The following is a 14,591-nucleotide window of genomic DNA, read 5'->3' as shown; positions in this document are numbered from 1 at the left end:
GGGGGATTTGCTCTTGATCTTGCTTTTTTGACGGCAACTTCCACGACAAGAGCAAGAGCAAATCCCCCTCGATCCCCCTTTTTCAAAGGGGAGGAAAAACTAGGCGCTCCGTCTACGCCTGACGCCGCCATACCTTGAGCTTTATTGCCGCCCCCGGCCGGCCCGCGTACGCTCAGCCCATGACCCCCGCCGAGCCCGCCCACGCCGTTTCCCTGCCGCCCGCGCCGTCGGTGCAGGACGTACCGGACTACGTGCAGGCGCTGGACAGCGCCGCTTCCTATCTCAGCGACGACCAGCGCGCGCTGATCCGCCGCGCCTGGGCGGTAGGGGCCGCTGCGCACGCCGGGCAAACGCGTAAATCCGGCGAGCCCTACATCACCCATCCCGTGGCCGCGGCCACGGTGCTGGCCGAGCAGCGGCTGGATGCCGAGACGCTGATCGCGGCGATCCTGCACGACACCATCGAAGACACGCCGCTGTCGCGCGAAGCCATCGCCGGCGAATTCGGCGAGACCGTGGCCGAGCTGGTGGAAGGCGTCACCAAGCTGGACAAGCTGCACTTCCGCGACCGCCAGGAAGCCGCCGCGGAAAGTTTTCGCAAGATGCTGCTGGCGATGTCGCGCGACCTACGCGTGATCCTGATCAAGCTGGCCGACCGCCTGCACAACATGCGCACGCTCGGCGCGCAGACGGGCGAAGCGCGCGAACGCATCGCGCGCGAAACGCTGGAGATCTACGCGCCGATCGCGCAGCGGCTGGGCATGAACCTGCTCAAATCCGAATTGCAGGACCTCGGCTTCCGCGCGCTGCATCCGTGGCGGCACGCGGTCATCGAAAAACGCATCCGCACGCAGCCGGTGGTGCGGCGCGAGGCGCTGGCGAAAATCCAGTCGCAGCTGGCGCAGCGCCTGGCGATGGAAGGCCTGGCGCATCGCTTGGTCGGCCGGGTCAAGACGCCGTGGAGCATCTACACCAAGATGCGCGCCGAGCAGAAGAGCTTCGACCAGATGATGGACGTGTTCGGCTTCCGAGTGGTGGTGTCGGCAGTGCCGGACTGCTACCACGCGCTGGGCGTGGTGCATTCGGTGTTCAAGCCGCTCGACGGCCGCTTTCGCGATTTCATCGCGATACCGAAAGCGAACGGCTACCAGTCGCTGCATACGGTGCTGTTCGGTCCTTACGGCTCGCCGATCGAAGTGCAGATCCGCACCGAGGAAATGGACCTGATCGCCGAGCGCGGCATCGCCGCGCATTGGTCGTACAAGCATGGCGGCGCCGGCAACAGCGCGCAGAGCCGCGCCAGCAGCTGGATCGCCGGTTTGCTGGAGTCGCAGCGCAGCACCGGCTCGTCGCTGGAATTCCTGGAGAACGTCAAGGTCGACCTGTTCCCGGACGAGGTCTACCTGTTCACGCCCAAGGGCGACATCCTCGCGTTGCCGCGCAACTCGACTGCGCTGGATTTCGCCTACGCGGTGCACACCGACGTCGGCAACCACGCGGTCGCCGCGCGCGTCGACAAGAAGCTGGTGCCGCTGCGCACCAAGTTGGTGAGCGGACAGCGCGTCGAAGTGATCACCGCCAAGTCCGCGGCGCCGAATCCGCAATGGCTGGAATTCGTCGTCTCGGGCAAGGCGCGCACCGCGATCCGCCATCAGCTCAAGCATCTCGAACACGAAGATGCGGTGCAGTTGGGCCATCGCATGCTCGATCGTGCGCTGGAAGATCTCAACACTTCGCTCGAACGGCTGCCGTCGGCGCAGTTGGACGCGTATCTGGCCGAATTCCGCTATCCGCGGCTCGAAGCGCTGCTGGCCGACATCGCGCTCGGCAACCGCATGCCGGTGCAGGTGGCGCAAGCGCTCGCGCGCAAGGCGCCGGGCACGGGCGACCTGCTCGACACCGCCCGCGCGATCCTGCCGCAGGACAAGATCCTGATCACCGGCCAGGAACGCGGCGTGATCAGTTTCGCCAATTGCTGCCTGCCGTTGCCCGGCGACGAGATCATGGGTTTCCACACCACCGGCAAGGGCATCGTGGTGCATCGTTTGGATTGCCCGAACGTGGTCGATTACCGCAAGTCGCCCGAACGCTGGGTGCCGATCGGCTGGGACCGCGAGGTGTCCGGCGATTTCCAGGCCGCATTGCGCATCGAAGTGGAAAACCGGCCCGGCGTGCTGGCGCAAGTGGCCGCGGCGATCGCGCAGGCGGAGTCCAATATCGATCGCGTCGAGTATCTGGAGCGGGATACCAGCGTTGCGGGCATTCGCTTCTCGATAGAAGTGCACGACCGCAAGCATCTGGCGGAAGTGATCCGGCGCGTGCGGCGGTTGAACGTGGTGCACGGCGTCCAACGCTTGTAGCCCGGGTAAGCGAAGCGCACCCGGGCGCATGCCTCGGCTCGGTCCCGGGTGCGCTTCGCTTACCCGGGCTACGCGATTGATCAAGTCGCTCAACAAAAACCGTCATCCCGGCGAAGGCCGAGATCCAGAGCCCGCGTCGCTTGGCTACAATCGAAGGCCTGGATCCCGGCCTTCGCCGGGATGACGATTCCTGATGCATTCCCGCATCCTGCTTTCCGGAGTGACCATGCCCCGCGATCCCATCAGCACCGCCAAAGCTCCCGCCGCCATCGGCCCGTACTCGCAAGCCGTGCGCGCCGGCGATACCGTTTACCTATCCGGCCAAGTCGCACTCGACCCGATCAGCGGCCTGCTGATCGAGGGCGACGTGCAGGCCCAGGCGCGCCGCGCCTTCGACAACCTGCGTTCGGTCTGCGAAGCGGCGGGCGGTTCGATGGACGATGTGGTGCGCGTCGGCCTTTATCTGACCGACCTCGATCAGTTCGCCGCGGTCAACGCAGTGATGGCCGAGTATTTCCAGGCGCCGTATCCGGCACGTTCCACCATCGAAGTGTCGGCGCTGCCGCGCGGCGCGCAGTTCGAGGTCGATGCGGTGATGGTGCTCGACTAAAGTCTTCGGAGGTCTTCGTAGCCCAGGTATCGCTGCGCTCCACCCGGGCTACGGGGTCTTCTGCTCGCGAACTTCGCTTGGCGCCACGCCGGTCCAGCGCTTGAACGCGCGCCGGAATTCGCGCGCATCCTTGAAGCCCAGTTCGGCGCCGATCTGCGCGATAGGCAACCGGCCTTCGTGCAGCAGGTCCTGGGCGCGCTCGCTGCGGGCGTCGTCGTGGATCGCCTTGTAATGCGTGCCGGCGACGGCCAGTTGCCGGCGCAGGGTGCGTTCGGTCAGATGCAGTTCGGCGGCGATCTGCGCGAGTTTGGGGTTGTCGCGCAGCCGTTCGCGCACCAGCCGGCGCACGCCGGCGACGATCTCGCTCGGTTTGCGCTCGCGCGGCAACTGCGACTGGCACAAGGCCAAGGCCTGTTGCGCGCTGACAGGGTTGTAGGTCGGCAGCCTGTGTCCGGCCCAAGCGGCGTCGACCAGCACGCGGTTGCGCGCCATGCCGAACTGCACCGGGCAAGCGAACACTTCGCGATAGCGTTCGGCGTAGGCAGGCGCGGGATAGGTGAGTTCCAGCCGCAGCGGCTTGAAGTCTTCGCCGATCAGGCCGCGGCACAGCATCAGCGTGCTCGCGAACAACTCTTCGCACAGGAAGGGCAACAGATGATCGTCCGGCGCGCGCTGCAGCGCGACCATCGCGATCGCGCCGGGATCGGACGTGTCGAATTCCAGGTCCATCAGGCTGCCGGACAAGCCCGCGTACTGCAGGCCGATGCCGATCGCGTCGCCGAAGGTCCGCGCGGTCATCATGGCCAGGCCGAGCAGGCCGAAGTTGCCGATGTTCTGGCGGCAGCCCAATCGCAGGCCCAAGTCCGGCTGCGGCATCGCGCGTAGCGCCGCTTCGACGATGCGGCTGGCCTGGCGATAGGAGACGCGCACGCTGGGGTCGTCGATCTGGGCGCGGGTCAGCGGCAGTCCGGCCAGCCATGGCTCGCAGGAAACCCCCGCCTCATCCGCCAGCAGGCATAGGCCGGCCAGGATGTTGGTGGCGGTGTCGGCGGTGGTTAACCGCGGATCGAGCGAGGCTTTGCTGGCCATCGAACGCAATTTGTCCGTTTTTCCCCCCATGAGTATGCCGCGGCGGCCCTCTCCGTGCGAGTGCGTACGGCGGGAGACTTCATGTTTGTGACATGGCGCCGCGGACAGGCGGAACGGGGAGGCGGATATGGTGCGGATCGGAACGTTGAGCGGTATCGCGATGGCGATGCTGCTGGCCGGCTGCGGGCGCGGCGAAGCGCCGGCGCCCGTGGCGGACGCTGGCTTTCAGAAACAATTGCAGGAGCGCCTGCTCGACGCCAAGCCGGGCGACGTCATCGATATCCCGGCCGGCCGTTTCGCCTTCGACCGCAGCCTGAGTCTGCGCGTGGACGGCGTGACCATCCGCGGCGCCGGCATGGACAAGACCGTGCTCAGCTTCAAGGGCCAGAAGAGCGGCGCCGAGGGCCTGATCGTCAACGCCAGCGATTTCACGCTGGAGAACCTGGCGATCGAAGACAGCAAGGGCGACGGCTTGAAGGTCAACGAAGGCGAGAACATCGCCATCCGCAAAGTGCGGGTGGAATGGACCAACGGACCCGATACCGACAACGGCGCCTACGGTTTGTACCCGGTGCAGACCAAGAACGTGCTGATCGAGGATTCGGTGGTGATCGGCGCGTCCGATGCGGGCATCTACGTGGGCCAGTCGCAGAGCATCGTGGTGCGCCGCAACCGCGCCGAGCGCAACGTGGCCGGCATCGAGATCGAGAACTGCATCGGCGCGGACGTGTACGACAACATCGCCACCGACAACACCGGCGGCATCCTGGTGTTCAACATGCCGGACTTGCCGCAGCCGGGCCACACGACCCGCGTGTTCAAGAACAAGATCGTCAAGAACAACACCGCCAACTTCGGCCGCGAAGGCACCGCGGTGGCGAGCGTGCCCGCCGGCTCGGGCGTGGTGATCATGTCCAACGACGAGGTCGAGGTGTTCGACAACGACATCGCCGACAACAAGACCGCCAATGTGGTCATCGCCAGCCACTATTCGGCCGGATACGAAGGCAAGTACAAGCCGTCGGCGGCCTTCGATCCTTATCCGGAAAAGATTTACGTATACGGCAACCGTTTTTCCGGCGGCGGCGATTCGCCGGACGGGCTCGACCTGAAGGCGCTGAAGGTGGCGATGTTCGGCTTGAACGGCCGTCTGCCCGACGTGCTGTGGGACGGCTACGCCAATCCCAAGCGCGCCGGCGGCCCGCAGATCTGCATCGAAGGCGCGTCCGGCGTGCTCAATGCCGATGGGCCGAACAAGAACAAGAATCCGAAAGCGGATGCGGCGCCGTTCAAATGCACGTTGGACAAGTTGCCGGCGGTGGAGTTGAAGCAGGCTTGAGCAAGACCGTCAGCACTTCCGCTTTTGGCCGTCATTCCCGCGAAGGCGGGAATCCAGCGACTTTGAGACCTCTCCAGATCGCGACGAAGCGACCTGTCATTCCGCGCGCCCTCGCCCAACCCTCTCCCGCAAGCGGGAGAGGGCTAAAGCGAAGTCGCTGGATTACTCGCTTCGCTCGCCCTGCGGGCCATCTGCTGACGCAGATGTTCGCTCCGGCCTTCGGCCTCCGCAGTCCCGCCTTCGCGGGAATGACGGCATGGGGGCTGCTGGTGTCGCTGGTTCTCTTGCTGTCTGCTTGCAAGCAAGAGCCGGCAGCCGTGACATTCCACGCCGATGGCTATCCCGCCAAGCTCAGCGACTGGCACGTCGTATACCGCGACGGCGACAAGCTTGCATTGAACGAAGGCGTCGTGCCATTCGACCTCAACACGCCGCTGTTCAGCGATTACGCGCACAAGCTGCGCACGGTATGGATGCCAAAAGGCAAGGCCGCGCAATACCAGCCGAAAGCGAGTTTCGATTTCCCGGTCGGCACCATCCTCAGCAAGACGTTCTATTACCCGAAAGCGACCGGCGGAGAGGACGCGGTCGCGCGCACCTACGATCAGTCGCGCGATCACGCCGGCGAGGGCCTGGATCTGCGCAACGTGCGCATGATCGAGACGCGGCTGCTGGTGCATCGCGCGCAAGGCTGGGTCGCGCTGGCCTATGTCTGGAACGCCGAACAGACCGAAGCCGAGTTGGCGCGCACCGGCGACAGCGTCGCGCTTCAGTTGGTCGCCGACGACGGCAGCCGCCAAGACTTCAACTACCAGGTGCCCGACCAGAACCAGTGCGCCGGCTGCCATGCCGAGAACAACACCACGCGGCTGGTACAGCCGCTCGGGCCGAAGGCGCGGCACCTGAACCGCGATTACGGCTACGCGTCCGGCAGCGAGAACCAGCTGCGGCATCTGGCGAAAATCGGCTACCTGGCAGGCGTTCCGGCGACCGGCGTGCCGCGCAATGCGGATTGGCGCGATGCAGCACGGGCCAGCCTGGACGATCGGGCGCGCGCCTATCTGGACGCCAATTGCGGACACTGCCACAACGCGCACGGGCCGGCCGATACTTCCGGCCTGCTGCTGGACATGGGCGACCACGAACCGCGCCATCTGGGTTTGTGCAAGCCGCCGATCGCCGCGGGGCGCGGCACCGGCGGCCACCGTTTCGGCATAGTGCCGGGCAAGCCGGACGAGTCGATACTGGCGTACCGCATCGACAGCGACGATCCTGGGGTGATGATGCCGGAGCTGGGCCGCGACGTAGTGCATCGCGAGGGAGTCGAGCTGATCCGGGACTGGATCGCGGCGATGGAAGGCGGTTGCGATGCCTGACCGGCCGCGCAACTGAGAAGAAGAGAAGAAGAAAAGCAAGAACACCACATTCGCAAACGGAAGGGGAGAAAGCGATGTCGTTGAAACCACATATCCTGGGCGTCAGCCTGCGCCGCGCGCTGATCGGCGCCTGCGCATTGCCGTTCGCCTTCAGCGCCTGGGCGCAAACCGCACCGGCCGCGGCGCAGCAGGATCCCGCCGCGCGCGATGCCGTCACGCTGGACCGCATCATCGTCACCGCGCAGAGCCGCGAACAGGAATTGCAGGACGTGCCGATCGCGCTGCAGGTCGTCACCGACCAGCTGATCGACGACGTCGCCGCCGAAGATCTGGGCGACATCGACAGCTTCGTGCCCGGCCTGGTGGTGAACAGCAATCAGCCGACCCAACCCAGCTTCCAGCTGCGCGGCATCCAAACCGACGATTTCGGCATCGGCACCGATCCTGCCGTCGGCGTCTACGTCGACGGCGTCTATGCCGGCCGCGGCGGCGGCGTGCTGTTGCCGTTCACCGACGTCGAGCGCATCGAAGTGCTGAAAGGCCCGCAGGGCACGCTGTTCGGCCGCAACACCGCCGCCGGCGCGATCTCGATCATCACCCGCAAGCCCGTCGACGAATTCGAAGGCCGCGCCAGGCTGCGCCTGGGCAACTACGGCAAGGCCTATCTGGAAGGCATGCTCAACGTGCCTACCGGCGAGGATTCCGCGTTCCGCTTCAACGCGCTGGCCAACCATAGCGACGGCTGGGTGCGCGATTCGGTCACAGGGCAGGACCTCAATCCCGAGGACAACTGGGCCACGCGCGCGGCATTCAAGACGACGTTCGGCGATGCGACCCACTTGTTCCTCAGCTGGGATCACGAGAAGCTCGACCAGCGTGCGCAGGTGACCACGGGCATCGTTTCGCTGCCTGCGGCGCCGGGCGTGCCGCCGTTGCCGGTCGACGAAACGGCATACCTGGATCCGCGCAAGATCGCGACTTCCAACGATGCCGAAGGCAGCCGCGAATACCGCCGCTTCGACGGCGTCACGCTGATCGTCGATCACGCCTTCGAATGGGGCAGCCTGACGTCCACCACGTCCTGGCGCGATTACGATTCCGAAAACCGCGCGGTAGACGAAGACGGCACCAACCGCCGCAATCTGTACGTCGATTCGACCAATACCGAGAGCAACCACAGCGTCTACCAGGAGTTCAAGTTCGCCGGCAGCACCGATCGCATCGATTGGGTTGCCGGCGCCAGCTACTTCCAGGAAAGCGCGAAGCAGACCAGCGAAGTGAATACGTTCACCGATGCGGTCGACACCATCCTCAGCAATCTCGGACAAGCGCCTGGCGGCCTGTTCGGGCCCATATCCGACCTTGCCGGCTCCTTCGGCATTCCTGTGACGCTGCGCGGACATCGCTGGAACGAGGCATTCCGCAACACGCTGGATACCAAGGCTTACGCGGTATACGGCGACGTGATCTGGCACGTCAACGACAAGTTCAACCTGACGCTGGGCGGACGTTTCACCCGCGACGAGAAGGATTTCACCTGGTTCAACAGCTTGCGCTATGCGCCGTCGCTCGACCTCGCGCTGGATCAGTTGCAGTTCCTCGGCTTCTTCGACGCGATCGGACTCCCGCGCGAGCAGTTCGTTTTCGATGTCGCCTTCATCGATCCGCCGGCCCTGCTGAACAAGGGCATCAAGAACAGCGCTTCGCAGTCCTGGAACGACTTCAGCCCGCGCCTGGTCGCCGATTACCATTTCGACGACAACACGATGGGCTTCGCTTCGCTGGCCAAGGGCTACAAGGCCGGCGGCTTCAACTCGCTGCAGATCGGCAGCGAGTTCGAGAACGAGGAAGTGTGGAACTTCGAAACCGGCATCAAGAAAGCGCTGCCGGACTACAGGCTGTCGTTCAACGCTTCGGCGTTCTATTACGTGTACGACAACCGCCAGGCGGTGGTGCTGGACATGACCACCGAGATTCCGCGTTTCGTGGTCGACACTTCCGACCTGGAAGCCTGGGGCCTGGATTTCGATGCGCGCTGGCAGGCTACCGAAGGCCTGGGTCTGGATTTCAACGCCGAGTACATCGATTCCACCTACAAGGAATACGTCAACCCGCAGGGCGTGGACCTGGCCGGCGAGCCGACCGGCACGCCGCACTGGTCTTTCGCCGCCGGCATCGACTACTTGTGGAACCTGGGCGACAACGGCGACGTGCGGTTCGTGTTGCGCCATGCCTATCGCGGCAAGACCCGCTGCAACGACGAATCGGTGTCGCAGGGTGCCTGCGGCGTCAGCCCGGCGCTGGACCTGGGCGAGGCGCAGAACCTCACCGACGCCCGCATCGCCTGGACGTCGGCGCAGGGCCGCTGGGGTTGGGCCATCTACGGCAACAACCTGGGCGACAACCAGTACATCAATTCGCTGGGCACCTACGGCAAGACCGTGCTCGGCACCGTCGGCGCGCGCATCACCGAGCCGCGCACTTACGGCATGGAGGTCAGCCTGAAGTTCTGAACACCGTCTGTCCCGCAGTCTTTGGGGAGCCCCGGCGCTCAACGGCGCCGGGGTTTTTGTTTGCGCGCGATCACGGCATGCTTGGCGGATGCCGGTTTCCCGATCCGACGCCGCCGTCGATCCCGCACACCTTACGCTAGGCAGTTTGCCCGGCGTCGGCGCGCGCGTCGCCGAAAAGCTGGCGGCGCGCGGGCTGCTGACGCTGCAGGACCTGTGGATGCAGCTGCCGCGGCGCTACGAGGACCGCACGTCGATCACGCCGATCCGCGCACTGCAGGCCGGCGTCGCGGCGCAGGTGGAAGGCCGCGTCGAGGCGGTCGAGCGCGGTTTCCGCTACAAGCCGATGCTGCGCGTGGCGGTAGGCGACGATTCGCAATCCACCCTGGTGCTGCGCTTCTTCCATTTCCGCGCCGCCCAGGTCGCGCAGTTCCGCCCCGGCGCGCGGATCCGCTGTTACGGCACGCCGCGCGCGGGACAGCACGGGCTGGAGATCGTGCATCCGAGCTATCGCTTGCTCGACGACGAAGACGCCACCGAGCTCGGCGAACGGCTCGATCCGGTCTATCCCACCATCGAAGGTATCGGCCCGGCGACGCTGCGCAAACTGATCGGCCAGGCCTTGGACAGGCTGCCCGACGAAGAAGCCTTGGAACTGCTGCCGCAGCCGCTGCGCGCCAGCCTGAAACTGCCATCGTTGAAGCAAGCCTTGCTGACGGCGCATCGGCCGCCGCGCGAGGCCGATCTCGCGGCCTTGTCGGCCGGCACGCATCCGGCGCAGCAGCGGCTGGCGCTGGAGGAATTGCTGGCGCACCACCTGAGCCTGCGCCGGCAGCGCATCGCCTTGCAGCAGCAGCGCGCGGCGGCGTTGAAGAAAGGCGACGCGCTCGCAACGCGGCTGCGCGACTCCCTGCCGTTCGCGCTCACCGGCGCGCAGCAGCGCGTGTTCGAACAGATCCGCGCCGACCTCGCCCGGCCGGTGCCGATGCTGCGGCTGGTGCAGGGCGATGTCGGCAGCGGCAAGACGGTGGTGGCGGCGATGGCGGCATTGCTTGCGATAGAGGCGGGCAAGCAAGCCGCGTTGATGGCGCCGACCGAACTGCTGGCCGAACAGCACCTGGCCAACCTGCGCGGCTGGCTGGAGCCGCTCGGCGTGCGCGTGGCCTGGCTCGCCGGCAAAGTGACTGGCAAAGCGCGCGCCAGCGTCATGAACGCGGTCGCGAACGGCGAGGCGCAGGTGGTCGTCGGCACGCACGCCTTGATGCAGGAAAACGTGGTCTTCCACGATTTGGCATTGGCCATCGTCGACGAACAGCACCGCTTCGGCGTGCACCAGCGCCTGGCGCTGCGCGACAAGGGCGCCGGCGGCGACGCGGTGCCGCACCAACTGGTGATGACCGCCACGCCGATCCCGCGCACGCTGGCGATGGCCGCTTACGCCGATCTGGACGTGTCCGCGATCGACGAGCTGCCGCCCGGCCGTACGCCGGTCCAGACCGTGGTGCTGAGCGCCGAACGCCGCCCCGAATTGATCGAGCGCATCCGCGGCGCCTGCGCCGAGGGGCGGCAGGCGTATTGGGTGTGCACGCTGATCGACGACAGCGATGAGGTAGTCGCGCAGGCGGCGCAGAGCACTTATGAAAACCTGTCCGCGTCGCTGCCGCAATTGCGCATCGGCCTGGTCCACGGGCGGATGAAGGCCAACGACAAGCAGGCGACGATGCGCGCGTTCAAGGAGGGCGCGATCGACCTGCTGGTGGCGACCACGGTGATCGAGGTCGGTGTGGATGTGCCCAATGCGTCGCTGATGATCGTCGAGAACGCCGAACGCCTGGGCTTGGCGCAGTTGCACCAGCTGCGCGGGCGGGTAGGGCGCGGCAGCGCGGCGTCGAGCTGCGTGCTGCTGTACCAGTCGCCGTTGTCGATGATGGCCAAGCAGCGGCTGGAAACGATGCGCCAGACCAACGACGGTTTCGTCATCGCCGAAAAAGACCTGGAATTGCGCGGTCCCGGCGAATTGCTCGGCGTGCGCCAGACGGGTTTGGCCGCCTTCCGCGTCGCCGATCTGGCGCGCGATGCGGCGCTGCTGCCGCGGGTGCGCGAGATCGCAGATGCGCTGCTGGCCGAGTCGCCGGACGCCGCCGATCGGATCGTGCAACGCTGGGTAGGCGGCGCGGCGCGATACGCGTCGGCTTAGCTGTTTCCCCCTTTGAAAAAGGGGGATTAAGGGGGATTTGCTTTTGGCTTCCACTCCCGGCGAACAGCGGGCAAAAGCAAATCCCCCCCAACCCCCCTTTTTCAAAGGGGGGAAAAGCACGAAGCTATGCGATCCCCGTTCGCTTATCGCTCATGACCGACAAAATCCCCCTGCTGATCGACACCGACCCCGGCGTCGACGACGCGCTCGCCCTGCTGATGGCGTTCAACGACCGCAACCACGACATCGTCGGTCTGACCGTCGCCGCGGGCAACGTCGGCCTGCAGCACACCGTACGCAATGCGCTGAAACTGTGCGAAGTGGCCGGACGCGGTGATGTCCCGGTCTTCGCCGGCGCGTCGGCGCCGCTGCTGCACCCGTCCCCGGATGCGGGCTACGTGCACGGCCGCGACGGCTTCGGCGATGTCGGCTACGAAGCGGCCCGGCGCCATGCCGAGGCCGAGCACGCCGCGTTGGCGATCCTGCGGCTGTCGCGCGAGCACGCCGGCCGCCTGCTGCTGGTGGCGCTGGGACCGCTGACCAACTTGGCGCTGGCGCTCAAGCTGGATCCGACTTTGCCGCAGAGGATCGGCCGGCTGGTGGTCATGGGCGGCGCGGTCAGCGCCCATGGCAACATCACGCCGACCGCCGAATTCAACGTCTATTTCGATCCGGAGGCCGCGCATATCGTGTTCGAAGCCTTCCCGCGCTTCGACCTGGTCGACTGGGAGGCGGTGCTGGTGCATGGCCTGCTCCATCGCGAAGTCGACGGCTGGCTCAGCGCCGATTCGCCCCGGGCCCGGTTCTACGACCAGATCTCGCGCCAGACCCGCGCCTGGTCGGCCGAGCGGCGCGGCGAGCGCTGGCATTCGGCCGATGCGCTGGCGATGGCCCAGGCCCTGCACCCCGAAGGCGCCGTCCAAGTGCTGGAGCGCCCGGTGGCGGTCGAACTGGACGGCCGGCTCACCCGGGGAACGACCGTGGTCGACTGGCTGGCCCATACCGGCCAGCCCGACAACGCCGCCATCCTGATGGCCTACGACGAAAAGCGCTTCCAGGCCCTTATCCGCGAGGCCCTGGCCGCCCGCTGACGGCCTGAAATCAGGGTTTGCGCCAGGGCGGGGTCTCGGTCTACAATATCCGACTCTTTCCCGCATACAGTTGGTGCCCGCCATGAAAGACGGCGTACATCCCGATTACCGCGCTGTCGTCTTCCAGGACGTCACCTCGGATTTCAAGTTCCTGACCCGTTCCACCCTCGGCAGCAAAGAGACGGTGAAGTGGGAGGACGGCAACGAATATCCGTTGATCAAGATCGAAATCTCGTCGGCCTCGCACCCGTTCTACACCGGTCAGCACAAGGTGATGGACACCAGCGGCCGCATCGACAAGTTCAAGCGCCGCTATACCAAGTAAGCGTTCGGGCCTAACGGCTCGCTGCGACGGCCGCCTTTGGGCGGCCGTTTGCGTTTACGGCTGCGGCTCTTGTGGGAGCGGCTTTAGCCGCGGCTCTTGCCTTCGGATCGGCGCGGCGTGGGGAAAGAGCTCGCGGCTAAAGCCGCTCCTACAAAAGCTCGCTCCTGCGATGGGCGGCTCTGGCCATAGGACTTTGGTTTAGAGCCCCGCCTCGGGCGGCTATGCGATAATGCTGCATCGCGGCAAGCCCGCGGTCCGACCCCCTGCCGCTGCCGCCGCCTCCGGGTGCGCCACGGCCCTACGAGGAGCCACTCGTGTCCGACCTGGATCAAGTCACGTTGAACGCCGGCGATAAGTCGGTCGCCCTGCCGGTGATCAAACCGACGCTGGGCAACGACTGCATCGATATCGCCAAGGTGCCGAAGGAAACCGGCTGCTTCACCTACGACCCCGGCTTCACCGCCACCGCCGCCTGCAAGTCGGCCATCACCTACATCGACGGCGACGCCGGCGTGCTGCTGTACCGCGGGTACCCGATCGAACAGCTCGCCAAGCAGTCGAGCTTCCTCGAAGTGGCCTATCTGCTGATGAACGGCGAGCTGCCCAACAAGGCGCAGTTCGACGCCTTCGACCACGAGGTCGCGCATCACACGATGATGCACGAGGCGTTCAAGAACTTCCTCGGCGGCTTCCGCCACGACGCGCATCCGATGGCGATGCTGGTCGGGATGATCGGCTCGATGGCCAGCTTCTACCACAACACGCTCGACCTGGAAGATCCGGTGCAGCGTCGCCTGGCTGCGATCCGCCTGATCGCCAAGGTGCCGACGATCGCCGCCGCCTGCCATCGCTATTCGATCGGCTGGCCGGTGCGCTTCCCGCGCAACAACCTGGAATACGTCGACCGCTTCCTGCACATGATGTTCGAAGTGCCGAGCGAGCCGTTGGAGTTGCCTCCGGTCGCCGCCAAGGCACTGGACCTACTTTTCATCCTGCACGCAGACCACGAGCAGAACGCCTCGACGTCCACGGTGCGCCTGGTCGGTTCCACCGGCGCCAATCCTTACGCCTGCGTCGCCGCCGGCGTAGCTGCGTTGTGGGGTCCGGCGCACGGCGGCGCCAACGAGGCCGTGCTGAAGATGCTGGCCGAGATCGGCGAGGTGAAGAACGTCCAGTCGGCGGTCGACAAGGCCAAGAACAAGGAATCGGGCTTCCGCCTGATGGGCTTCGGCCACCGCGTCTACAAGAACTTCGATCCGCGCGCCAAGATCATCCGCGAGATGACCTACCAGGTGCTCGACGAGCTGGGCGTCGACGATCCGCTGCTGGACGTGGCGATCAAGCTGGAAGAGGCCGCGCTGAAGGACGACTACTTCGTGCAGCGCAAGCTCTATCCCAACGTCGATTTCTACAGCGGCCTCATCTACAAGGCGCTGAAGATCCCGACCGAGATGTTCACCGTCATGTTCGCCATCGCCCGCACCGCCGGCTGGGTGGCGCACTGGCTGGAGCAGCAGGAAGATCCGGACGCCAAGATCGGCCGCCCGCGCCAGATCTACACCGGCTACGACAAGCGGGAATACGTCGGCGTCGACAAGCGCTGATCGCGCAGCATCCGGTACGCAATAAAAAACGCCCCGTCATGCGGGGCGTTTTGCTTTCTCTGTGTTTTTGTAGGAGCGGCTTTAGCCGCG

At 65.8% G+C, this 14,591-nt stretch carries 10 protein-coding genes; 9 read left to right on the top strand and 1 reads right to left on the bottom strand.

The genetic code is table 11. From position 1 onward, the window contains the following. Positions 1-179 precede the first annotated feature (179 nt). Together M2650_RS12435 and M2650_RS12430 are read left to right on the top strand one after the other, a co-directional pair. Positions 180-2,360, top strand: a complete 2,181-nt coding sequence (locus tag M2650_RS12435; protein WP_249474940.1) for a RelA/SpoT family protein — start codon at positions 180-182, stop codon at positions 2,358-2,360. A 226-nt stretch (positions 2,361-2,586) separates the two neighbouring features. Further along, positions 2,587-2,970 carry a RidA family protein gene (locus M2650_RS12430; RefSeq protein WP_249474938.1) on the top strand — a complete coding sequence of 128 codons (384 nt, stop codon included), beginning with the start codon at positions 2,587-2,589 and terminating at the stop codon, positions 2,968-2,970. Positions 2,971-3,018: 48 nt separating this feature from the next. Here M2650_RS12430 and M2650_RS12425 read toward each other — a convergent pair whose 3' ends face one another. Next, the gene (locus M2650_RS12425; protein WP_249474936.1) at positions 3,019-4,059 is read right to left on the bottom strand and encodes an AraC family transcriptional regulator; all 1,041 of its coding nucleotides are present in this window, start codon (positions 4,057-4,059) and stop codon (positions 3,019-3,021) included. 127 nt (positions 4,060-4,186) lie between these two features. On the opposite strand from M2650_RS12425, the gene M2650_RS12420 reads away from it, so the two are divergent. The 7 genes from M2650_RS12420 to M2650_RS12390 all read left to right on the top strand — a co-directional run bounded on the left by M2650_RS12420 (position 4,187) and on the right by M2650_RS12390 (position 14,501). Further along, on the top strand, positions 4,187-5,398 hold the full coding sequence (locus tag M2650_RS12420) for a parallel beta-helix domain-containing protein (RefSeq protein ID WP_249474934.1): 1,212 nt from the start codon (positions 4,187-4,189) through the stop codon (positions 5,396-5,398). Between the two features lie 317 nt (positions 5,399-5,715). Further along, complete coding sequence (locus M2650_RS12415) at positions 5,716-6,774, top strand: SO2930 family diheme c-type cytochrome (protein WP_249474932.1); 1,059 nt, start codon at positions 5,716-5,718, stop codon at positions 6,772-6,774. A gap of 74 nt (positions 6,775-6,848) precedes the next feature. Beyond that, on the top strand, positions 6,849-9,287 hold the full coding sequence (locus M2650_RS12410; protein ID WP_249474930.1) for a TonB-dependent receptor: 2,439 nt from the start codon (positions 6,849-6,851) through the stop codon (positions 9,285-9,287). Positions 9,288-9,375: 88 nt separating this feature from the next. Then, positions 9,376-11,481, top strand: a complete 2,106-nt coding sequence (recG, locus tag M2650_RS12405) for an ATP-dependent DNA helicase RecG (RefSeq protein ID WP_249474928.1) — start codon at positions 9,376-9,378, stop codon at positions 11,479-11,481. A gap of 152 nt (positions 11,482-11,633) precedes the next feature. Then, the gene (locus M2650_RS12400; protein ID WP_249474926.1) at positions 11,634-12,572 is read left to right on the top strand and encodes a nucleoside hydrolase; all 939 of its coding nucleotides are present in this window, start codon (positions 11,634-11,636) and stop codon (positions 12,570-12,572) included. 82 nt (positions 12,573-12,654) lie between these two features. Next, positions 12,655-12,897: a type B 50S ribosomal protein L31 gene (locus tag M2650_RS12395; protein WP_137267170.1), complete on the top strand. Its 243-nt coding sequence runs from the start codon at positions 12,655-12,657 to the stop codon at positions 12,895-12,897. A gap of 314 nt (positions 12,898-13,211) precedes the next feature. Then, positions 13,212-14,501, top strand: coding sequence for a citrate synthase (locus M2650_RS12390; protein ID WP_249474924.1), 1,290 nt, complete (start codon positions 13,212-13,214; stop codon positions 14,499-14,501). Positions 14,502-14,591 lie beyond the last annotated feature (90 nt).

Origin of the sequence: Luteimonas galliterrae (assembly GCF_023374055.1) — a bacterium.
Taxonomy (GTDB): Bacteria; Pseudomonadota; Gammaproteobacteria; order Xanthomonadales; family Xanthomonadaceae; genus Luteimonas_C; species Luteimonas_C galliterrae.
Note: the sequence above shows the minus strand (reverse complement) of the source record. Positions and strands in the feature narration are given on the sequence as shown.